The sequence below is a fragment of the Streptomyces sp. NPDC104831 genome (assembly GCF_055583025.1).
On record NZ_JBVJOT010000009.1, the window covers coordinates 155851 to 175960 of the forward strand.

Below are 20110 nucleotides of genomic sequence, written 5' to 3' on the forward strand. Positions count from 1 at the left end.
GCTCACGGCCGGCTCGCCGCCGGCGGTGCCGCCGGGCCACCGCCCCGCGGACCCGGCGTGCCCCGGGACGACCCCGCCGCCGCCCGGGCCCGGCTCGCCACCGCCGTCAGCGGGCGGGCGACGTCCTCCAGGGAGCGGCGCTCGGCCCTCACCGCCAGGAACGCGGCGACCAGGCCGGCCGCGCACATCAGCGCGGCGCCGATGCAGAAGGCGAGGACCGTGTCGCCGACCCGGCCCGTCTCCGTCAGGTCGGCGAACAGGAGCGGGCCGCTGATGCCGCCGGCCGCGGTGCCGAGGGCGTAGAAGAAGGCGATGGACATGGCGCGGGTCTCCATCGGGAAGATCTCCGACACCGTCAGATAGGCGCTGGAGGCGCCCGCCGAGGCGAAGAACAGCACCGCGCACCAGCAGGCGGTCAGCCCGACCGCGTTCAGCGCGCCCCGGTCGAACAGCAGGGCCGTGCCGAACAGCAGCAGGCCCGACAGCAGGTAGGTCGAGGAGATCATCACGCGCCGGCCGACCGTGTCGAAGAGCTTGCCGAGCAGCAGCGGGCCGCAGAAGTTGCCGACCGCGATCACCGCGAAGTAGTAGCCGGTGTGGTCGGAGGGCACGTCGTAGAACTTGGTCAGGATCGCGCCGAAGCCGAAGGTGATGGCGTTGTACAGGAACGCCTGGCCGATGAAGAGGGAGAAGCCGAGGACGGCGCGCCTGCGGTAGCGGCCGAAGACCGTGCGGGCGATCTCCAGGAAGGAGACGCTCTTGCGCTGGTGGATCTCCAGCTCGCCCTCGGGCTCGGGCAGCCGTTCGCCGCGCTCGGCCTCCACCCGGCGTTCGATGCCGGAGACGATCTCCTCGGCCTCCCGGTCCCGGCCGTGGATCAGCAGCCAGCGCGGGCTTTCCGGGACGTGCCGTCGTACCAGCAGGATGACGAGGGCGAGGACGGCGCCGAGGGCGAAGGTGAGCCGCCAGCCGACGTTCGCGGCCAGCAGGTCGGTGTTCAGCGCGACGATCGACAGCAGGGAGCCGCCGACCGCGCCGAGCCAGAAGCTGCCGTTGATGATCAGGTCGACCCGGCCGCGGTAGTCCGCCGGGATCAGCTCGTCGATCGCGGAGTTGATCGCCGCGTACTCGCCGCCGATGCCGAAGCCGGTCAGGAAGCGGAACAGGAAGAACCACCAGGCTTCCCAGGAGACCGAGGTCAGGGCGGTCGCGGCCAGGTACACCGCCAGGGTGATCATGAACAGGTTCCGGCGGCCGAACCGGTCGGTCAGGCGGCCCCAGAACAGGGCGCCGACACAGGCTCCCGCGACGTAGAGCGCGGCGGCGACGCCGGTGACCTGCCCGGAGGAGATCGCGAGGCCGCTGCCGGACTCCGACAGCCGGCTGGCGATGTTGCCGACGACCGTGACCTCCAGGCCGTCCAGGATCCATACGGTGCCCAGCCCGATCACGATGGTCCAGTGCCAGCGGGACCAGGGCAGCCGGTCCAGCCGGGCGGGAATGTCGGTGGTGATCGTCCGGCCGGTCCCCACCGGCGGCGTCTCCGCTTCGCTCATCTGACCCCTCCTCCTCGAAGGACGGAGAACCGGGTGCCCGGCCCGCGCCGGAACAGTCCGGTCAGGCCCCCAGGCCGCGTGAGAGCGTGTAGATCAACAGCCCCGCGAGGGAGCCCACCACCGTGCCGTTGATCCGGATGAACTGCAGGTCACGGCCGATGTGGGCCTCGATCTTGCGGGTGGTGTGCTCGGCGTCCCAGCCCGCCACGGTGTCCGTGATCAAGGAGGTGATCTCCTTGCGGTAGGTGGTCACGACGTGCACCGCCGCGCCCTCCACCCAGGCGTCGACCTTGTCCTGCATCTTCGCCTCGGCGGCCATCCGCGCGCCCAGGGACAGCAGCGCGGACCGCACCCGGCGGCGCAGTTCGCTGCGCTCGTCCTCCGCCGCGGCCACGATCATCGACCGTACGGCCGTCCAGGCGGACGCGATCAGGTCCTGCACCTCGCCGCGGCCGAGCACCTCGGTCTTGAGCCGCTCCACCCGCGCCCGGGTGTCCGTGTCGGACTGGAGGTCGGAGGCGAAGTCGGTGAGGAAGCGGTCCAGCGCGCCGCGCGCCGGGTGCGTCGGCATGTCGCGCATCTCGGTGACGAACCGCAGCAGCTCCTTGTAGACGCGCTCGCCGACCTTGCGGTCCACGAACCGGGGGGTCCAGCCGGGCGCGCCGCCCTCCACGGCCCCCATCACGTCGGCCCGGTGCAGCTCCAGCCAGTCGTGGGCGCGGGTCACCACCAGGTCCACCACCCGCCGGTGCCCGCCGTCGGCGACGACCTTCTCCAGCGTCTTGCCGAGGCCCGGCGCGATCTCCTGGGCGTTGGCCCGCCGGGTGACCGCCTCGCCGACGACCGCCTGCACGTCCGAGTCGCGCAGCACGGTCAGGGCGCCGCGCAGGGCGGTGGCCAGTTCGGCGGTCACCCGGTCGGCGTGCTCGGGCTCGGCCAGCCAGGCGCCGAGCCGGCTGCCGATGCCGACCGCGCGCAGCCGCTGCCGTACGACGTCCTCGGAGAGGAAGTTCTCCCCGACGAACTCGCCCAGCGAGACGCCGAGCTGGTCCTTCTTGGTGGGGATGATCGCCGTGTGCGGGATGGGCAGCCCGAGGGGGTGCCGGAACAGGGCGGTGACCGCGAACCAGTCGGCGAGCGCGCCCACCATGCCGGCCTCGGACGCCGCCGCCACATAGCCGGCCCAGGCCCCGGCGCCCGCGTTCTGGGCGACCTTGGCCAGGACGTAGACCACCGCGACGAACAGCAGCAGGCCCGTCGCCGTGAGCTTCATGCGCCGCACCCCGCGCCGGCGCTCCTCGTCGGCCGGCGTGAACGCCGTCATGGTGCGGTACGACGCGGCCCGCTCCGGCGTGCTCGTCTCGGTAGGTTCCATCAGCTCCACCCGTTCGGTGATCCCGCCCACAATTGTCCCTTCCTGTCCGACTCCCGGAACAGAACGGGAGTTCCCGGCGTCTGTTCCACGGGAGCGGTGGCAGGGTCCTGTCAGGCTTCCCCGGCCCGTGTCGCATCATGGGCCGGCAGGACCGGAGCCCCGGGCTCCCCTCCCGAGGAGAACAACACAAGAGTGACCGAGCGTCATGACGGGGACGCGGGGGCGTCTCCCGCGAAACTCCGTGCCGTGCTGAGCGCACTCGTCGCGCTGGTCGTGGCCGTGTCCGCCGGCATCTACGTCACCGTCGCCGCCGACCCCGGCACCCCCCGCGACGCCTTCGCCGACGGCCGCCCGCACGGTGACTCCCTCGCCGCTCCCGCCTCCACCGGCACCTGGGTCGGCGCCTGGGCCGCCGCCCCGTCCGGCGCGGAGCCCGGCACCCGGGCGGCCGGCCTGGCGGGCCACTCGGTCCGCAACGTGGTGCACACCAGCGCCGGCGGTACGAGTGCCCGGGTGACGCTGTCCAATCTCTACGGCCGGTCGGACCTCACCCTGACCCACGCCTCGCTCGCCCTGGCGGCGGGCGGGCGCACCGCGGCGGCCGACGCGGGGACGATGCGGCGGCTCACCTTCGGCGGCGGCACCGGCGTGGTCATACCCGCCGGCGGGCAGGTGGTCAGCGACGCCGTGGGCGTCACGCTGCCGCCCGGCGCCGACGTGCTGGTCACCACCTACTCCCCCGACCCGTCCGGGCCGGTCACCTATCACCGGCACGCCCGGCAGGTGTCGTTCACGGCCCGCGGCGACCGCACCGAGGACACCACCGGAACGCCGTACACCGGCACGACCACGTCCTGGCGCTACCTCACGGCGCTCGACGTCGCCGGCTCCGGGGCCGCCGGGACGGTCGTCGCCTTCGGCGACTCCATAACCGACGGCATCACCTCCACCACCGGCGCCGACCGCCGCTGGCCGGACGTCCTCGCCGGGCGGCTGCGCGCGGCCCTGGCGGACGGGGAGCGGCTGCCCCGCTACAGCGTCGTCAACGCGGGCATCAGCGGCAACCAGGTCCTCGCCGACGGCCCCGGCCGGCCCGCCGAGAACCAGAGCGGCCTCGGCCGCTTCGACCGCGACGCGCTGTCCCGCCCGGGCGTCAGGGTCGTCGTCGTCGACCTCGGCGTCAACGACATCCTGCGCAACCGCCGGCTCGCCGACCCCGACCGGATCGTCGAGGGGCTGCGCACCCTGGTCCGCCGGGCGCACGCCCGCGGGCTGAAGACCGTCGGCGCCACCCTGATGCCCTTCAGGGGCCACCGCGGCTGGACCCCGGCCCGGGAGGAGGTGCGGCGGGAGGTCAACGCGCGGATCCGCGCGGGCGGGGTCTACGACGCCGTCGTGGACTTCGACCGGGCCCTGAGCGACCCCTACGACCCGCGCCGGCTGCGCGCCGAGTACGACTCCGGGGACCACCTGCACCCCAGCGACCTGGGCTACCGCACCATGGCCGGGGTCTTCGACCTGCGCACGCTGGAGGGGGCGGGGCAGGCGCGGCTGTGACCGGGCGGGGAGGAATACTGGCGGGCATGACCCGCTTGATCCTCGCCACCCGCAACGCCGGAAAGATCACCGAGCTGAGGGCGATCCTCGCCGACGCCGGACTGCCGCACGAACTGGTCGGCGCCGACGCCTTCCCCGAGGTCCCCGACGTGAAGGAGACCGGCACCACCTTCGCCGAGAACGCCCTGCTCAAGGCGCACGCCCTCGCCCGGGCCACCGGTCTGCCGGCCGTCGCCGACGACTCGGGGCTGTGCGTGGACGTCCTGGGCGGCGCCCCCGGCATCTTCTCCGCCCGCTGGTCCGGCCGGCACGGCGACGACCGGGCCAACCTGGAGCTGCTGCTCGGCCAGCTGTCCGACATCGCCGAGGAGCACCGCGCGGCCCACTTCGCCTGCGCGGCGGCCCTGGCGCTGCCGGACGGCACGGAGCGGGTGGTGGAGGGGCAGCTGCGCGGCACGCTGCGGTACGCCCCGGCCGGCGCGAACGGCTTCGGCTACGACCCGATTCTCCAGCCGGAGGGCGAGACGCGGACCTGCGCGGAGCTGAGCCCGGAGGAGAAGAACGCCATCAGCCACCGGGGCAAGGCGTTCCGCGCCCTCGTTCCCGTGGTGCGGGAGCTGCTCGGCTGATCTCTGGTGCGGCCGGAGGGACTCGAACCCTCACGGGAGTTACCCCACTGGGACCTAAACCCAGCGTGACTGCCAATTCCACCACGGCCGCCCGGTGCTGCCCGGCCATGCTAACGGCCGGGCGGCGCCCTGGGACGTCAGATGCCCAGATCCTTGATGATCTTGGCCACGTGGCCGGTCGCCTTGACGTTGTACAGGGCCCGTTCGACCTTGCCGTCCTCGTCCACGACCACCGTGGAGCGGATGACGCCGACGACCGTCTTGCCGTACAGCTTCTTCTCGCCGAAGGCGCCGTACGCCTCCAGCACCCGCTTGTCCGGGTCGGCCAGCAGGGTGACCTTCAGGGATTCCCGCTCGCGGAACTTCGCGAGTTTCTCCGGCTTGTCCGGCGAGATGCCGATGACGTCGTAGCCGGCGGAGGCCAGGACCTCCAGGTTGTCGGTGAAGTCGCAGGCCTGCTTGGTGCAGCCGGGCGTCAGGGCGGCCGGGTAGAAGTAGACGATGACCTTGCGGCCCTTGCGGTCCGAAAGGGACACCTCGTTGCCGTCGGCGTCGGGGAGGGTGAAGGCGGGGGCAACGTCCCCGGGCTGGAGTCGCTCGCTCATCGGACTAGCGTAACCGGGGGCCCTTGCGGTGCGGTGCGGCCGTGAGCTGACAGACTGTTCGCAAAGCAGCAGCAGACTTCGGCAGACTTCGGAGGCCGTACGGTGGCGGACACGTCGGACACCAGAACCCCGGCGCAGATCGAGGCGGACATCAGGCGCCGCCGCGAAGTGCTGGCCGAGACGCTCGACGAGATCGGGGTGCGCGTGCATCCCAAGACCATCGTCGGGGACGCGAAGGCCAAGGTCGTCGCGAACGTCGACCACACGGTCGGACGCGCGTACGTTCAGGTCAACCGCGTCGTGAGCGAGGTACGGGCGCGGTTCACGGACGAGGAGGGGGCGCCCCGGCTGGAGCGGGTCGTGCCCGTGGCCATGGTCGTCGTGGGGGTCGTGGGGCTGCTCGCCCTGGGAGCCCGGCGGCGCAGGGACTGACCGGGAACAGGTAGGTTCGACGCGTGAGCGCCAACAGAAACGAGCACAGCACTCCCCACCACGACAAGCTGCCCATCCGGATGCTGCACGACCGGGTTCTCGTGCGGCAGGAGACCGGTGAGGGCGAGCGGCGGTCGGGGGGCGGCATCCTGATTCCCGCCACCGCCGCGGTCGGGCGGCGGCTGGCCTGGGCCGAGGTCGTCGCGGTCGGCCAGAACGTACGGACGGTGGAGCCCGGCGACCGGGTCCTGTTCGATCCGGAGGACCGGGCGGAGGTGGAGGTGCGGGGCGTGGCGTACGTGCTCATGCGCGAGCGCGACCTGCACGCCGTCGCCGCGGACCGGTTCGAGGGGTCGGAGGACTCCACGGGGCTGTATCTGTAGCACGCGTGGACGAAGAGGGCCGGTGACGATCGTCACCGGCCCTCTTTGCCGTGCCTTTGCTACGTTGGAGGGAACCCGACGAGACGCGCCGTACCGGGTCCAAGGCAAAGACGACGCACCCCCAAGAAGAGTCACTGTCTCGGAGGTGCCGTCATGGCCTGGATCCTGCTCGTCGTCGCCGGTCTGCTGGAAGTCGCCTGGTCGATCGGGATGAAGTACAGCGAGGGTTTCACCCGCCTGGTCCCGAGCCTGTTCACCGGCGCCGGCATCGTCGCCAGCATGGTCCTGCTGTCCTACGCCGCGAAGTCCCTGCCCATCGGCACCGCCTACGGCGTGTGGGTGGGCATCGGCGCGGCCGGGGCGGCGGTGCTCGGCATGGTGGTGCTCGGCGAGCCGGTCACCGCCGCCCGGATCTTCTTCGTGTGCCTGCTGCTGGTCGCCGTGGTGGGGCTGAAGGCGACCAGCGGCCACTGAGCCGCGGGGCCCGGCGCCGTCAGAGGCCCGGGCCGCCCCCGGCGCCCCCGTCCGCGGCGGTGGCGCCGCCGGCGTCGGTGCCGCCGCCCGGCGTGCCGCCCCCGGTGGCCGTGCCTCCGCCGGGTGTGCCGCCGCCGGTGGTGGCGGTGCCGCCGCCCGGCGTGCCGCCCCCGGTGGCCGTGCCGCCGGTCGTCGTGGTCCCCCCGGTGGTGGGCGTGCCGCCGGTGGTGGTGCCGCCGGTCGCGGGGGCCCCGCCGCCCGTCGTCGCGGTCCCGTCGCCGGTCGTGCCGGTGGTGGCGCCGTCGGTGGGGGTGGGGGTCGCGCCGCCGGTGTCCTGGCCGCCGTCGGTGGTGGTGTCGGTGCCGCCGTCCTGGCCGGCGGCCGTGCCGGGCTCGGGCGTGCCGCTGGCCGGGGGCTCCTGGATCTGGTCGGCGCCCTGCTGGAGCCGCAGGTCGAAGTCCTTGACCGTCTTGCCCTTCAGCGCGTCGCGCGTGTACTGCGCCCAGATCTCGGTGGGCGGGCCGCCGCCGTTCATGCGGGCCTGGCCGAGCGCGCCGTACAGCGGCTGGTGCTTGGCCGTCACCGGGTCCTGGCCCATGACCGCGACCACCGTGGCCAGGTCGGGGGTGTAGCCGGCGAACCAGGCGGCGGTGTCGCTCTCGGCGGTACCGGTCTTGCCGGCCGCCGGACGGCCCGCGGCCTGCGCGGCGGTCGCGGTGCCGCTCTCGACCACGCTCCGCAGCACGGAGGTGGTGGTGTCGGCGGCCTCGCGGCTGACGGCCTGCTTCACCTTCTGCTCGGGCAGCCGGATCTCGTCCCGGCCGTCCTTGGTGACCTCCTCGACCAGGGTGTACGTGCCGTGCTTGCCGTGGTTGGCGAGCGTGGCGTAGGCCTCCGTCATCTCCAGGACGCTGGCGTTGGCGGTGCCGAGGGCGATGGACGGGGACGGGTAGAGGTCCGGGGTGTCGGCGGGGACGCCGAGGTCGACCGCGGTCTGCTTGACCTTGTCCGGGCCGACGTCGGTGGCCATCTGCGCGTACACCGAGTTCACCGACAGGTCGGTGGCCTTGCGGACGGTGATCGGGCCGTACGACCGCTGGTCCTCGTTCTCGGGTGCGTAGGAGCCGCCGCTCCAGCCCTGGACGGGGCGCTGGTTGGTGCCGTCGTAGACCGTGTTCGGGGTGATGGTGCGGCCGTCCTGGGTGGTCGACCCGTTCTCCACGGCGGAGGTGAACACGAACGGCTTGAACGTCGAACCGACCTGGAAGTCGCCGCGGGTCGCGCCGTTGGTGTACTGCTTCACGTAGTCGATGCCGCCGTACAGCGCGACGACCTTGCCCGTCTTCGGGTCGACGGAGGCGCCGCCGGCCCGGACGTAGGTGTCGGCCTTGCGGTTCTTCTTGTCCAGCTTGCTCATCAGCCGGTCGTCGACCGCCTTGACGAAGGCGTCCTGCCGGTTCTTCTGGATGGTGGTGGTGATGCGGTAGCCACCGGCCTCCAGGTGGTCGGTGTCGATGATGTTGTTGCCGGTCAGGTACTGGTTGACCGCCTCCACGAGGTAGCCGCGCTGACCGGACATGCCGGTGGAGATCGTCTGCTCCTTCGGCATGGGGAACTTCATCCCGGCGCGCTCGGACTCCTCCAGCCAGCCCTTCTTGACCATGCCGTCCAGGACGTAGTTCCAGCGGGCGACGGCCGCCTTCCGGTTCTCCGGGTGGGCGACGACGTCGTACTCGCTCGGCGCGTTGACGAGCGCGGCGAGGTAGGCGGCGCGGGCCGGGTCCAGGTCCTCGGCGTCGCGGCCGTAGTAGGCCTGGGCGGCGGCCTGGATGCCGTAGGCGTTGCGGCCGAAGTAGCTGGTGTTGAGGTAGCCCTCCAGGATCTCGTCCTTGGACTTGTTCTGGTCGAGCTTGATCGAGATGAAGAACTCCTTGGCCTTGCGGGTGACCGTCTGCTCCTGGGCCAGGTAGTAGTTCTTCACGTACTGCTGGGTGATCGTCGAGCCGGACTGCTTGCCCTTGCCGGTCGCGGTGTTCCAGGCGGCGCGGATCATCGCCTTGGGGTCGACGGCGGACTCGGAGTAGAAGTCGCGGTCCTCGGCGGCCAGGATGGCGTGCTGGGCGGCCTTGGAGACGTGCGCGAGGGAGACGTTCTCGCGGTTGACCTCGCCGTCGCGGGCCAGCTGGGAGCCGTCGGCGTACAGGTAGACGTTGCTCTGCTTGGTCGCGAACGCGTTGGCCGGCGGGATCTTCACCAGGGAGTAGCCGACGAAGAGCACGCCGATGATCAGCAGCACGCCGATGAAGCAGGTGCCGAGCACCATGCGCCAGGTCGGCACGAGCCGCCGCCAGCCGGTCCGCTTGGGCCGCTTGCCCTTCTTCTTCGCCTTCTTGCCCGTGGGCGCGTCACCGTCGCCGTCGCCGGGGGCGAGGACGGTGGTCTCGGCTTCCGGACCGCCGGGGATGCCCGCGGAGGGGGACGCGGACTCGGCACGGGGACCGGGTACGGCACGGGTGGCCTCGGTGCCGCGGGGCCGGGGGCCGGGAGCACCGGCCGGGGCACCGGAAGCGGACGCGCTCAGGGCACCGGCGGCCTTGGCGCCCTGGGCACCGGCACCGGCACCGGCCGCGGCGGCACCGGCGGTGCCCGCCGCGCGGGCGGCCCGGGCGGCGCGGGCGGCGGCCGGGGAGGAGGTGCCGGTGGTGCCGGTGGTGCCGGCCGCGGGGCCGGCGGGCCCGGCGCCGTGGGCACCGGCACCGGCGGACGTGGGACCGGCGGGCCCGGTGCCCCGGGCGCCGGGGACCTGGGCGGGACGCCCGCCGTCGGCGGGGCGGGGCCGAGCCGGGGAGGAGGCGGGCGTCTTCGGGCCGGGTGCACCCGGCTCGCCCGCGCGGGGCGCGCCGACCCGGCGCAGCACCTGGGTGGTCTCGGGCGCCTGACCGGCGGCGCCCGCCTTCCCGGCGTCCGCGGCGGCACCGGCCGCCCGACCGGACCGGTCGGGCCGGCCCGCCTTGCCGCCGGGCCGCCCGGGGGACGCGGGGCCCTCGGCGGACCCGGGCGGGGTGACGCGCCGCAGGATCTGGGTGCTCTCGGGCGACGAGCCCTGCTCATCCCCGGCCGGCCCCCGGGACGCGCCCGTCTTCCGGGCACCGGCCCCGTCGGCCAGGTCCGCGCCCCTCTCCTCCCCGGCTCGCGCACCGCGCGCGGCCTGCCCGGCCCGCGCCACGGACGCAGTCCGCTCCCGCGGCGGCACGCCCACGGCCCCGGAGCCGTCACCGGCCACCGCGCCGGAACGGCCGGATGCGGACCGGCCCGCGCCGGAAGGGGCGCGGTCGGCACCACTGGCACCGGAAGAACCGGGGCCCGACCGGCCGGAGCGCTCCTGCCCGGCGTCGGAACGGCCCGAGCCGGAAGGGCCGGGACCGGGCCGGGTCACGTCGGAACGACCCGACTTGGAACGGCCCGTCTCGGGACGGCCCGCGCCGGAACGGCCGGCGGCGGAGCGGTCCACGCCGGGCCGGTCCGCGTCGTGGTTCGGCGTGCCCGGACCCCTCCGGGCGGCCTCGGCACCCCCGGCCCGGTCGGTGCCCCGGGCGCCCCCCGCACCGTCGGTGCTCCCGGCGCCCCGGGGACCCCGGGGGCCCGATGACCCGTCAGGGCGTTCGGGGCGGGCCGTGTGGTGCTCGGCGGCCTTCTCCTCGCGGCCCCCCGGCTTCCCGGGCCCTTCAGCCGGCAGCGGCTTTTCCGGCGCCACGCCTTCGTTCGGCTGCTGCGGCTGCGGCTCGTCGCTCATGTCGTGCACGGACTCCTGTTTCGCGTCGTACGTTCCCGTACGCCTCGTACGCTTCTGCGCTCCCCCTGCTGAAGACTCTCGCACCCGGCGTTCCGTTCCCGGATTCCGGCACGCTTCCGGCGGAAAACGCGTGGCCGGCCACCGGGCCCGCGGACTAAGCTCCTGCGCTTCGGTGTCGAGCGGTCCGAGGAGGTCGACTGGCGTGGGCGCGGGACGGTTGTACGCGACGGTCGCGGCAGGGGGGTTCCGACGGTACGCGACCTACCGTGCCGCCACTGCGGCAGGGGTGTTCACGAACACCGTCTTCGGCCTCATTCTCGTCTACACCTACCAGGCGTTGTGGGACGAGCGGCCCCATCTCGGCGGCTACGACCAGACGCAGGCGCTGACCTACGTCTGGCTCGGGCAGGCGTTCCTGTCGACGCTGGCGATCGGCGGCGGCGGGTTCGAGGACGAGCTGATGGAGCGCATCCGCACCGGGGACGTGGCGATCGACCTGTACCGGCCGGCCGACCTCCAGCTGTGGTGGCTGGCGGCGGACGCGGGCCGGGCGTTCTTCCAGTTGCTGGGCCGGGGCGTCGTACCGTTCGTGTTCGGCGCGCTGTGCTTCCCGCTGGCGCTGCCGGCGGACGCGGGCACCTGGGCGGCGTTCCTCGTGGCCGTCCTCCTCGCGATGCTGGTCGGCTTCGGCATCCGCTACCTGGTGGCGCTGAGCGCGTTCTGGCTGCTGGACGGCACCGGGGTGACCCAGATGGCGTGGCTGCTCGGCTACTTCTGCTCGGGCATGCTGCTGCCGCTCGGTGTGTTCCCGGGCGCCCTCGGCGAGATCGTGCGGATGCTGCCCTGGTCCTCGCTGCTCCAGGCCCCGGCGGACGTCCTGCTCGGGCACGCCGACCCGCTGTCCACCTACCTCTTCCAGGGGGCGTGGGCGGCCGTGCTGCTGGGTGCCGGGCGGCTGTTGCAGTCGGCGGCGACGCGCCGGGTGGTGGTGCAGGGTGGCTGAGGGGCGGGCCCGGAGGCTGGCCGAGGGCGCACGGGCGTACCGGCTGATCGCGGGGATGTGGGTGCGGTCCACGATGGCCTACCGCGCGTCCTTCGCCATGACCACGTTCGGGAACTTCGCGGCGACCTTCCTCGACTTCGTCGCCATCATGCTGATGTTCTCCCGGGTGGACGCGCTCGGCGGCTACGCGCTGCCCGAGGTGGCGTTCCTGTACGGGCTGTCCGCGACCTCCTTCGGCCTCGCGGACCTGCTGATCGGCTCGATGGACCGGCTGGGCCGGCGGGTGCGGGACGGCACGCTGGACACGCTGCTGGTGCGCCCGGCGCCGGTGCTGGCGCAGATGGCGGCCGACCGGTTCGCGCTCAGACGGCTGGGCCGGGTGACACAGGGCGCGCTGGTGCTGGGCTGGTCACTGACCCAAGTGGACATCGACTGGACGGCGGAGCGGCTGCTGCTCATGCCGCTGATGCTGGCCGGCGGCTGCGGGATCTTCTGCGCGGTGTTCGTGGCGGGGGCCGCGTTCCAGTTCCTGGCGCAGGACGCCTCCGAGGTGCAGAACGCCTTCACCTACGGCGGGACGACCCTGCTCCAGTACCCGCCGACGGTGTTCGCGAAGGAGCTGGTGCGCGGGGTGACGTTCGTGCTGCCGCTGGCCTTCGTCAACTGGCTGCCCGCCACCCGTGTGCTGGGCCGGCCGTACCCGCTGGACCTGCCGGAGTGGACCGCGTTCGCCTCCCCGCTGGTGGCGGTGGCGTGCTGTGCGCTCGCGGGGCTCGCCTGGCGGGCGGGACTTCGTACGTATCGCGGCACAGGGAGCTGACGTGGGCGACTTCATCACACTGGAGAACGTGGAGAAGGTCTTCCAGGTGCGCCGGAGGACCGGGTTCCTGCGCCGGGAGCGGCGCGAGGTGCGGGCGGTGGACTCGCTGTCGTTCGGCGTGGGCCGGGGGGAGATGGTCGGGTACATCGGGCCGAACGGCGCGGGGAAGTCGACCACCGTCAAGATGCTGACCGGGATCCTCACGCCGAGCGGCGGGCGGCTGCGGGTGGCGGGCATCGACCCGGCGCGGGAGCGGACCCGCCTCGCGCACCGGATCGGGGTGGTGTTCGGGCAGCGGACCACGCTGTGGTGGGACCTGCCGCTGATCGACTCCTACCGGCTGGCGCACCGCATGTACCGCATCCCGGACGCCCGTTACCGGCAGAACCTGGACCGGCTGGTGGAACTGCTGGATCTGGGCACCCTGTTGGACGTGCCGGTGCGGCAGCTGTCGCTGGGGCAGCGGATGCGCGGGGACATCGCGGCGGCGCTGCTGCACGACCCGGACGTGCTGTACCTGGACGAGCCGACGATCGGCCTGGACGTCGTGTCGAAGGCCAGGGTGCGGGAGTTCCTGCGGGAGGTGAACGCCGAGCGCGGCACGACGGTGCTGCTGACCACGCACGACCTCCAGGACATCGAGCAGTTGTGCTCCCGGGTGATGGTGATCGACCACGGGCGGCTGATGTACGACGGCGCGCTCACGGGGCTGCACGAGGTCGGCGAGAGCGAGCGGACGCTGGTGGTGGACCTGGAGCGGGAACTCCCGCCGGTGGAGGTGCCGTCGGCCCGGGTGGTGCGGGTGGAGGGGCCGCGGCAGTGGCTGGCGTTCCCGGCGGGACAGTCGGCGGCGCCGGTCGTCGCGCAGCTGGCGGCCCGCTATCCGCTGGTGGACCTGTCGGTGCGGGAGCCGGACATCGAGGCGGTCATCGCCAGGATGTACGCGGAGCAGGCGGTCTCCTAGCCGCCCGCACCGGCGCCCGAGGGCCGGGGGGACGCCACGGCGCCCCTACGACGTGCACACCTTCGTCAACTCCCCCGCCGCCTCGGTCACCGGGCTCACGTCCGGTGTGGCGTCGCCGTCGCGGACCGCCGTGCGGACGTTGTCCACGGCCTCGCGGAGGTGGTCCACGGCCTGGTCGACGTCGGCGTCGTCGGTCTTGTCGCCGATCTCGCGCAGGTTCTTCTCGATGGAGTCGAGCGAGGCGTCGGCCCGGGACGGGTCGTCCGCGGCGTTCTCCACGGCCTGCTGGAGGTCGGTGACGCCGTCGGCGATGGCGTCGGCGGTCTGTACGCAGTCCAGGGCCTTGTCCACGGCGTCGCAGCCGGTGGTGAGGCCGGCGGTGAGCGCGACGGCGGCCATCGTGGCGGCGACGACGGTGACCCGGCCCCGGCGTGGGCGTCGGCTGGCGGGCATGGCGGGTTCCCTCCCCTGGAACGACTGGCCGGGCGCCCGGGGATGAGCCGTGCGCCCGTACCCACAGGGACGCCGCCGGGGCCCGGCGGGTTGCCGGCGGGCCCCGGCGGCGTCAGGTCAGGCCCGCGTCGTCTCCAGGGCCGTCCGCTGGATCGCGGCCAGGTCGGCGCAGCCGGCGACGGCGAGGTCGAGCAGGGCGTTCAGCTCGTCGCGGGCGAAGGGCTCGGCCTCGGCGGTGCCCTGGACCTCGACGAAGCGGCCGTCGCCGGTGCAGACGACGTTCATGTCGGTGTCGGCGCGCACGTCCTCCTCGTAGCAGAGGTCGAGCAGCGGGACGCCGCCGACGATGCCGACGGAGACGGCGCTGACGGTGCCGGTGAGCGGCTGCCGGCCGGCCTTGACCAGCTTCTTGCCCCGGGCCCAGGCGACGGCGTCGGCCAGGGCGACGTAGGCGCCGGTGATGGCCGCGGTGCGGGTGCCGCCGTCGGCCTGGAGGACGTCGCAGTCGAGGACGACGGTGTTCTCGCCGAGCGCCTTGTAATCGATGACGGCGCGCAGGGAGCGGCCGATGAGCCGAGAGATCTCGTGGGTCCGGCCGCCGATCCTGCCCTTGACGGACTCGCGGTCGCCGCGGGTGTTGGTGGCGCGGGGCAGCATGGAGTACTCCGCGGTGACCCAGCCCTCGCCGCTGCCCTTGCGCCAGCGCGGGACCCCTTCGGTGACGGAGGCGGTGCAGAAGACCTTGGTGTCGCCGAAGGAGATGAGGACGGAGCCCTCGGCGTGCTTGCTCCAGCCGCGTTCGATGGTGACCGGGCGGAGCTGTTCGGGCGTACGGCCGTCGATGCGAGACATGCCGCCGAGCCTAGCCGTAACGGGCGAAGGGGCTCCTCCCGCGTCGGGAGGGGCCCCTTCAGGGTGAACCGGTCCGGCTCACATCATGTCTTCGATCTCCGCGGCGATCGGGTCGGCGTCGGTGCCGATGACGACCTGGATGGCGGTGCCCATCTTCACCACGCCGTGGGCGCCGGCGGCCTTCAGGGCGGCCTCGTCGACCAGGCCTGCGTCGGACACCTCGGTGCGCAGCCGGGTGATGCAGCCCTCGATCTCCTCGATGTTGTCGATGCCACCGAGCCCGGCGACGATCTTCTCAGCCTTGCTGGCCATGTTCCTTCTCCCTGCTCCGAACCGCTTTGTCGCAGTAACCCACAGTTGGCCCATCTTTGCGAGCGGTCATGCCGTCCGTGCCCAATGATGGCGATCACAACAGCGGAACCGTCCGTCGACTGGTCTACACCACCGTGGGGAGGGTCGCCAAACCCATGAGCGCCGAGAGCACGGCCGTTCCCCTCCGGGCCCGCTGGAACGGTCTGTTCCAGGGCCTGCAGAAGATGGGCCGCAGCCTCCAGCTGCCCATCGCCGTGCTGCCGGCGGCGGGCATCCTGAACCGGCTGGGCCAGCCCGATCTGTTCGGCGCGGACGGCCTGGGCTGGACGGACGTCTCCAAGGTGATGAGCGGGGCGGGCGGCGCGCTGCTGGACGGGCAGTTGGGGCTGCCGCTGCTGTTCTGCGTGGGCGTCGCGATCGGCATGGCGAAGAAGGCGGACGGCTCGACGGCGCTGGCGGCGGTGACGGGCTTCCTCGTCTACTACGGCGTGCTGCGGCAGTTCCCCGAGGGGTGCCCGGCGGGCGCGAAGGCGGTGGCGGCGGGGTGCCAGGCGGCCGGCGGCACGGTGTCCGCGTTCACCTACCAGAACCCGGGGGTCTTCGGCGGCATCGTCATCGGCCTGCTGGCGGCCTGGTTCTGGGCCCGCTACCACCGCACCCGCCTGGTGGACTGGCTGGGCTTCTTCAACGGCCGCCGGCTGGTGCCGATCATCATGGCGTTCGCCGCGATCGCGTTCGCCGTGCTGTGCCTGCTGGTGTGGCCGGCCGTCGGGGGCGCCCTGGAGAGCCTCAGCGGGTGGCTGCGGAACGCGGGCGCCTGGGGCGCGGGCGTCTTCGGGGTCGCCAACCGGGCGCTGCTGGTGGTGGGCCTGCACCAGTTCCTCAACGTGCCGATCTGGTTCCAGTTCGGCAGCTACACCAAGCCGGACGGCACGGTGGTGCACGGCGACATCAACATGTTCCTCCAGGGCGATCCGCACGCCGGCCAGTTCACCTCGGGCTTCTTCCCGGTCATGATGTTCGCGCTGCCGGCGGCCGCGCTGGCGATCACGCACTGCGCGCGGCCCGAGCGGCGCAAGGAGACCGGCGGGCTGATGCTCTCGGTGGCGCTCACCTCGTTCGTGACCGGCATCACCGAGCCGCTGGAGTACTCGTTCCTGTTCGTCGCGCCCGCCCTGTACGCGGCGCACGCCGTGCTCACCGGGGTGTCGATGGCGGTGACCTGGGCGCTCGGGGTGCACGACGGGTTCAGCTTCTCGGCGGGACTGATCGACTACGTGATCAACTGGAACCTGGCGACGAGACCGTGGGCGATCATCCCGATCGGCCTCGCCCTGGCGGCGGTGTACTACGTCGTCTTCCGGGTCGCGATCACCCGGTTCGGCCTGCGGACACCGGGACGGGAGCCGGCGGAGGAGGTGGAGGACGTCACCAAGGTCTGAGACCGCGTCACCCGAGGTCCGAGGCGCACAGCGCGTAGCGCCGCGGTCGCGGAATCACGGGTTCCTTACGTCCCCTTCATCGTGCTACAACAGGTCTACACCACAGGTGGTGTAGACCAGAGACGCTGCCGTCCCCTTCCATGGTTCCCGGGCGGCGCCCTGCCCGATGGAGGAAGTATGACCACCGCCACCGAGTCGGCGGCCCCGGCTGCGAAGCCGGCGAAAAAGAGGGGAGCGGGCCTGCTCCAGGGCCTGCAGAAGGTCGGCCGCAGCCTGCAGCTCCCGATCGCCGTCCTGCCGGCCGCGGGCATCATGGTCCGGCTCGGCCAGGACGACATCTTCGGCAAGGACGGCCTCGGCTGGGACAAGGTCGCGACCGTCTTCAACGCCGCGGGCGGCGCCATCACCGGCAGCCTGCCCATCCTGTTCTGCATCGGCGTGGCCATCGGCTTCGCCAAGAAGGCGGACGGTTCGACCGCGCTCGCCGCGCTGGTCGGCTTCCTCGTCTACAGCAAGGTGCTGCAGGCCTTCCCGGTGACCGAGGAGCACATCGAGAAGGGCAAGATCGTCGCCGCGACGTACAACGACCCCGGGGTGCTCGGCGGCATCATCATGGGTCTGCTCGCGGCCGTGATGTGGCAGCGGTTCCACCGCACCAAGCTGGTGGACTGGCTCGGCTTCTTCAACGGCCGCCGGCTGGTGCCGATCCTGATGGCCTTCGTCGGCACCCTGGTCGGCGTCCTCTTCAGCCTCGTCTGGGAGCCCATCGGCAACGGCATCACCCACTTCGGCGAGTGGATGACGGGCCTCGGCTCCGGCGGCGCGGCCCTGTTCGGCCTGGTCAACCGCAGTCTGATCCCGATCGGCATGCACCAGTTCGTGAACACGGTGGCGTGGTTCCAGCTCGGCGACTTCAAGAACGCCTCCGGTGACATGGTGCACGGCGACATCACCCGGTTCCTCGCCGGCGACTCGTCCGCGGGCCTGTTCCAGACCGGCTTCTTCCCGATCATGATGTTCGGCCTGCCGGCCGCCGCGATCGCCATCGCGCACTGCGCCCGCCCCGAGCGCCGCAAGGCCGTGATGGGCATGATGCTCTCCCTCGCGCTGACCTCCTTCGTGACCGGTGTGACCGAGCCGATCGAGTTCACCTTCATGTTCATCGCCCCGGTCCTCTACGTCATCCACGCGGTGCTGACGGCCGTGTCCATGGCGGTCACCTGGGGACTGGGCGTCCACGCGGGCTTCAACTTCTCGGCCGGCGCGATCGACTACATACTGAACTGGAACCTGGCGACCAAGCCGTGGCTGATCATCCCGGTCGGCCTGGTGTTCGCGGCGGTCTACTACGCGGTCTTCCGGTTCGCGATCGTCAAGTTCGACCTGAAGACCCCGGGCCGCGAGCCCGAGGAGGAGGTCGAGGACCTCACCAAGGCGTGAGCGAGGCCGGTACGGCATGAGGAAGGCCCCGGAAGCCCATGGCTCCGGGGCCTTTCGCGTGCCCGGCTGTCAGATCTCGTACGTCTGCCGCGGCGCGGCCAGCTCCACCGGTCCGGGGAACGCCTCGCGCGCGTGCCGCAGGTTGACCTGGGGGTCCGTCCACGGCGGGATGTGGGTGAGGAGCAGCCGGCGGGCGCCCGCGCGGGTCGCCGTCTCGCCCGCCTCGCGGCCGTTGAGGTGCAGGTCGGGGATGCTCTCCTTGCCGTGCGTGAACGCGGCCTCGCACAGGAACAGGTCGGTGTCCCGGGCCAGCTCGTCCAGCGCCTCGGTGACGCCCGTGTCGCCGGAGTACGTCAGGGACTTCCCGGCGTGCTCGACGCGGATGCCGTACGCCTCCACGGGGTGGCGGACCCGCTCGGTGTGCACGGTGAAGGGGCCGACCTCGAAGGTGGAGGGCTTCACCGTGTGGAAGTCGAAGACCTCGCTCATGGAGGAGGCGGAGGGGGTGTCCGCGTAGGCCGTGGTCAGGCGGTGTTCGGTGCCCTCGGGTCCGTAGACCGGGAGGGGGGCGCACCGGCCGCCCTCGTGGCGGTAGTAGCGCGCCACGAAATACGCGCACATGTCGATGCAGTGATCGGCGTGCAGATGGCTGAGGAAGATCGCGTCGAGGTCGTAGAGACCGCAGTGGCGCTGCAGCTCGCCCAGGGCGCCGTTGCCCATGTCGAGAAGCAGCCGGAAGCCGTCGGCCTCGACGAGGTAGCTCGAACAGGCCGATTCCGCGGACGGGAACGACCCCGAGCAGCCGACGACGGTGAGCTTCATGAAGCAGAAACCTCCGTTGGCGGAAGTGCGGTGGGCAGGATGGTGGGGCCACTCGGGACGAGGGGCTGTCGGGGGTCGTGCGGTTCGTCGAGCGTAAGGCGCGACGGGGCGGGTCGCTCCTCCGCCAGGGGCCGTTGTGGGCGAACTCACCTGTGCTGTCACCGGTTCGGCTGGACCGGGGGCGCACCGGGTTCCCCGGAGGGCGCGCGATGTGCGGCGCGCGCCGGTAACGTCGTCGTATGGACACGTCCTGGTGGCTGGCGCTCGCGGCGGTGGTGCTCCTCGCGCTGGTCGCCACGCTCGTCGACGGCTGGGGCCGCGGCCGCCGGCCCGCCGGGCGGCGCCTGCGGCCGCCGGGCCGGCCGGGCCCGCGGGCCGGGCACGCGCCGCGGCCGTCGCCCGGGGACATCTGGTGGGCGCACGTCCCCTTCGAGGACCGGGCGGGGCACAAGGACCGGCCGTGTCTGGTGCTGGCCGTGCGCGGCGACCGGGCCACGGTCGCGAAGATCACCAGCAGGTACCGCGACGAGCGCAGCGGGGTGATCCCGCTGCCGCCCGGCGCGGTCGGCGACGCCCAGGGCCGCCCCAGCTTCCTGGAGACCGACGAGCTGCGCGAGGTCCCGGTGGACGGCTTCCGCCGCCGGGTGGGCGTGGTCGACCCGGTCCTGTGGGACCAGGTGCGGCACCTGGCGGGCTAGCCGATCCGGACGGTGACCGTCCACTCCTCGACGCCCTCGCAGGACACCCCCTCCGGTGCGCTGGGCTCGGGGCAGCGGGGGCGGGACGAGGCGAGCCGCACCGTGCCGGCGCGCACCGCGCGGTACGCGGCCGTGGCGTCGCCCGGCTGGAGGACGAACCCCGCGTTGACCGGCTGAAGCCCGGTGCCGCTCGCGGTGACCGGCTTCCAGGGGCGGGCCCGGGTGCCGTCCAGGGTGAGGCGGACCTCGCCGCCCTCGGCCACGCAGACGGTACGGCCGTGATCGGCGGCCGTCAGCCGCGCCGCCGTCGCGTCGGCGCAGCCGCCGGCGGAGCGGCCGGCCGACGGCGAGGCGGTGCGGGGCGGCGCCTGGCCGTCGCTCCCGGTGTCCCGCTGGGAGCCGCAGCCGGCCAGGAGCAGCGCTGCCGCCGCGAGGGCGAGGGGCGTGGTACCGCGCATGGGGTCCGCCTTTCCGCAGGAGTACTGGTGCGGATGTGACGT

The 20110-nt window shown here is 72.9% G+C and carries 20 protein-coding genes, 1 tRNA gene and 1 riboswitch; of the genes, 11 read left to right on the top strand and 10 right to left on the bottom strand.

The features are described 5' to 3' along the window. Positions 1-2 precede the first annotated feature (2 nt). Complete coding sequence (locus tag ACZ63H_RS09360; protein ID WP_469863209.1) at positions 3-1556, bottom strand: MFS transporter; 1554 nt, start codon at positions 1554-1556, stop codon at positions 3-5. Positions 1557-1617: 61 nt separating this feature from the next. Continuing rightward, positions 1618-2931, bottom strand: coding sequence for a DUF445 domain-containing protein (locus ACZ63H_RS09365; protein WP_469863210.1), 1314 nt, complete (start codon positions 2929-2931; stop codon positions 1618-1620). Positions 2932-3123: 192 nt separating this feature from the next. Between ACZ63H_RS09365 and ACZ63H_RS09370 the strand changes: the two genes are divergently transcribed. Then, positions 3124-4488, top strand: coding sequence for an SGNH/GDSL hydrolase family protein (locus ACZ63H_RS09370; protein ID WP_469863211.1), 1365 nt, complete (start codon positions 3124-3126; stop codon positions 4486-4488). A 26-nt stretch (positions 4489-4514) separates the two neighbouring features. Then, positions 4515-5117, top strand: a complete 603-nt coding sequence (gene rdgB, locus ACZ63H_RS09375; protein ID WP_469863212.1) for an RdgB/HAM1 family non-canonical purine NTP pyrophosphatase — start codon at positions 4515-4517, stop codon at positions 5115-5117. Between the two features lie 4 nt (positions 5118-5121). Here the strand turns inward: rdgB and ACZ63H_RS09380 are convergent. Together ACZ63H_RS09380 and bcp are read right to left on the bottom strand one after the other, a co-directional pair. After that, positions 5122-5208 (bottom strand) — tRNA-Leu (locus ACZ63H_RS09380). A 46-nt stretch (positions 5209-5254) separates the two neighbouring features. Next, on the bottom strand, positions 5255-5722 hold the full coding sequence (gene bcp / locus ACZ63H_RS09385) for a thioredoxin-dependent thiol peroxidase (RefSeq protein WP_469863213.1): 468 nt from the start codon (positions 5720-5722) through the stop codon (positions 5255-5257). A 102-nt stretch (positions 5723-5824) separates the two neighbouring features. On the opposite strand from bcp, the gene ACZ63H_RS09390 reads away from it, so the two are divergent. The 3 genes from ACZ63H_RS09390 to sugE all read left to right on the top strand — a co-directional run bounded on the left by ACZ63H_RS09390 (position 5825) and on the right by sugE (position 7011). Next, positions 5825-6154: a DUF3618 domain-containing protein gene (locus ACZ63H_RS09390; RefSeq protein ID WP_344352987.1), complete on the top strand. Its 330-nt coding sequence runs from the start codon at positions 5825-5827 to the stop codon at positions 6152-6154. Between the two features lie 23 nt (positions 6155-6177). Next, positions 6178-6537, top strand: coding sequence for a GroES family chaperonin (locus ACZ63H_RS09395; RefSeq protein WP_014672972.1), 360 nt, complete (start codon positions 6178-6180; stop codon positions 6535-6537). A gap of 48 nt (positions 6538-6585) precedes the next feature. Beyond that, positions 6586-6657, top strand: a riboswitch (guanidine-III (ykkC-III) riboswitch). Positions 6658-6690: 33 nt separating this feature from the next. Continuing rightward, positions 6691-7011 carry a quaternary ammonium compound efflux SMR transporter SugE gene (sugE, locus tag ACZ63H_RS09400; RefSeq protein ID WP_030610391.1) on the top strand — a complete coding sequence of 107 codons (321 nt, stop codon included), beginning with the start codon at positions 6691-6693 and terminating at the stop codon, positions 7009-7011. A 19-nt stretch (positions 7012-7030) separates the two neighbouring features. Here the strand turns inward: sugE and ACZ63H_RS09405 are convergent, their stop codons facing one another. Beyond that, positions 7031-10090, bottom strand: a complete 3060-nt coding sequence (locus ACZ63H_RS09405; RefSeq protein ID WP_469863241.1) for a transglycosylase domain-containing protein — start codon at positions 10088-10090, stop codon at positions 7031-7033. Between the two features lie 916 nt (positions 10091-11006). Between ACZ63H_RS09405 and ACZ63H_RS09410 the strand changes: the two genes are divergently transcribed. The 3 genes from ACZ63H_RS09410 to ACZ63H_RS09420 are packed head-to-tail and all read left to right on the top strand — an operon-like array spanning position 11007 to position 13591. Then, positions 11007-11807, top strand: a complete 801-nt coding sequence (locus ACZ63H_RS09410) for an ABC transporter permease (protein ID WP_469863214.1) — start codon at positions 11007-11009, stop codon at positions 11805-11807. Positions 11808-11862: 55 nt separating this feature from the next. After that, positions 11863-12627 carry an ABC transporter permease gene (locus tag ACZ63H_RS09415; protein ID WP_469863242.1) on the top strand — a complete coding sequence of 255 codons (765 nt, stop codon included), beginning with the start codon at positions 11863-11865 and terminating at the stop codon, positions 12625-12627. 1 nt (position 12628) lies between these two features. Next, entirely contained in the window at positions 12629-13591 is a 963-nt protein-coding gene (locus ACZ63H_RS09420) for an ABC transporter ATP-binding protein (protein ID WP_469863215.1), read from the top strand. A gap of 45 nt (positions 13592-13636) precedes the next feature. On the opposite strand, the gene ACZ63H_RS09425 is transcribed toward ACZ63H_RS09420, so the two are convergent. The 3 genes from ACZ63H_RS09425 to ACZ63H_RS09435 all read right to left on the bottom strand — a co-directional run bounded on the left by ACZ63H_RS09425 (position 13637) and on the right by ACZ63H_RS09435 (position 15208). Further along, positions 13637-14044 (bottom strand): hypothetical protein, encoded by a 408-nt coding sequence (locus ACZ63H_RS09425; RefSeq protein WP_469863216.1) that lies wholly within the window; start codon positions 14042-14044, stop codon positions 13637-13639. Between the two features lie 117 nt (positions 14045-14161). Further along, positions 14162-14896, bottom strand: coding sequence for a ribonuclease PH (gene rph, locus ACZ63H_RS09430; protein WP_469863217.1), 735 nt, complete (start codon positions 14894-14896; stop codon positions 14162-14164). A 78-nt stretch (positions 14897-14974) separates the two neighbouring features. After that, positions 14975-15208 (bottom strand): PTS sugar transporter subunit IIB, encoded by a 234-nt coding sequence (locus ACZ63H_RS09435; RefSeq protein WP_469863218.1) that lies wholly within the window; start codon positions 15206-15208, stop codon positions 14975-14977. A gap of 155 nt (positions 15209-15363) precedes the next feature. On the opposite strand from ACZ63H_RS09435, the gene ACZ63H_RS09440 reads away from it, so the two are divergent. Next, positions 15364-16650 carry a PTS transporter subunit EIIC gene (locus ACZ63H_RS09440; RefSeq protein ID WP_469863219.1) on the top strand — a complete coding sequence of 429 codons (1287 nt, stop codon included), beginning with the start codon at positions 15364-15366 and terminating at the stop codon, positions 16648-16650. 177 nt (positions 16651-16827) lie between these two features. Continuing rightward, complete coding sequence (locus ACZ63H_RS09445) at positions 16828-18090, top strand: PTS transporter subunit EIIC (RefSeq protein WP_469863220.1); 1263 nt, start codon at positions 16828-16830, stop codon at positions 18088-18090. A 69-nt stretch (positions 18091-18159) separates the two neighbouring features. On the opposite strand, the gene ACZ63H_RS09450 is transcribed toward ACZ63H_RS09445, so the two are convergent. Continuing rightward, positions 18160-18912 carry an MBL fold metallo-hydrolase gene (locus tag ACZ63H_RS09450; RefSeq protein WP_467936691.1) on the bottom strand — a complete coding sequence of 251 codons (753 nt, stop codon included), beginning with the start codon at positions 18910-18912 and terminating at the stop codon, positions 18160-18162. Between the two features lie 239 nt (positions 18913-19151). On the opposite strand from ACZ63H_RS09450, the gene ACZ63H_RS09455 reads away from it, so the two are divergent. Then, positions 19152-19610: a type II toxin-antitoxin system PemK/MazF family toxin gene (locus ACZ63H_RS09455; RefSeq protein WP_469863221.1), complete on the top strand. Its 459-nt coding sequence runs from the start codon at positions 19152-19154 to the stop codon at positions 19608-19610. Here ACZ63H_RS09455 and ACZ63H_RS09460 read toward each other — a convergent pair. Further along, entirely contained in the window at positions 19607-20068 is a 462-nt protein-coding gene (locus tag ACZ63H_RS09460) for a hypothetical protein (RefSeq protein ID WP_469863222.1), read from the bottom strand. The two genes, ACZ63H_RS09455 and ACZ63H_RS09460, sit on opposite strands and share 4 nt — an antisense overlap. Positions 20069-20110: the final 42 nt, after the last annotated feature.

Excerpts from the sequence above, each read along its gene's own strand:
- ACZ63H_RS09445 (WP_469863220.1), top strand. The coding sequence starts at position 16,828 with ATGACCACCGCCACCGAGTCGGCGGCCCCGGCTGCGAAGCCGGCGAAA.
- rdgB (WP_469863212.1), top strand. The coding sequence starts at position 4,515 with ATGACCCGCTTGATCCTCGCCACCCGCAACGCCGGAAAGATCACCGAG.
- rph (WP_469863217.1), bottom strand. The coding sequence starts at position 14,896 with ATGTCTCGCATCGACGGCCGTACGCCCGAACAGCTCCGCCCGGTCACC.
- ACZ63H_RS09360 (WP_469863209.1), bottom strand. The coding sequence starts at position 1,556 with ATGAGCGAAGCGGAGACGCCGCCGGTGGGGACCGGCCGGACGATCACC.
- bcp (WP_469863213.1), bottom strand. The coding sequence starts at position 5,722 with ATGAGCGAGCGACTCCAGCCCGGGGACGTTGCCCCCGCCTTCACCCTC.
- ACZ63H_RS09455 (WP_469863221.1), top strand. The coding sequence starts at position 19,152 with ATGGACACGTCCTGGTGGCTGGCGCTCGCGGCGGTGGTGCTCCTCGCG.
- ACZ63H_RS09365 (WP_469863210.1), bottom strand. The coding sequence starts at position 2,931 with ATGGAACCTACCGAGACGAGCACGCCGGAGCGGGCCGCGTCGTACCGC.
- ACZ63H_RS09415 (WP_469863242.1), top strand. The coding sequence starts at position 11,863 with ATGTGGGTGCGGTCCACGATGGCCTACCGCGCGTCCTTCGCCATGACC.
- ACZ63H_RS09425 (WP_469863216.1), bottom strand. The coding sequence starts at position 14,044 with ATGCCCGCCAGCCGACGCCCACGCCGGGGCCGGGTCACCGTCGTCGCC.
- ACZ63H_RS09435 (WP_469863218.1), bottom strand. The coding sequence starts at position 15,208 with ATGGCCAGCAAGGCTGAGAAGATCGTCGCCGGGCTCGGTGGCATCGAC.
- ACZ63H_RS09450 (WP_467936691.1), bottom strand. The coding sequence starts at position 18,912 with ATGAAGCTCACCGTCGTCGGCTGCTCGGGGTCGTTCCCGTCCGCGGAA.
- ACZ63H_RS09460 (WP_469863222.1), bottom strand. The coding sequence starts at position 20,068 with ATGCGCGGTACCACGCCCCTCGCCCTCGCGGCGGCAGCGCTGCTCCTG.
- ACZ63H_RS09440 (WP_469863219.1), top strand. The coding sequence starts at position 15,364 with ATGAGCGCCGAGAGCACGGCCGTTCCCCTCCGGGCCCGCTGGAACGGT.
- sugE (WP_030610391.1), top strand. The coding sequence starts at position 6,691 with ATGGCCTGGATCCTGCTCGTCGTCGCCGGTCTGCTGGAAGTCGCCTGG.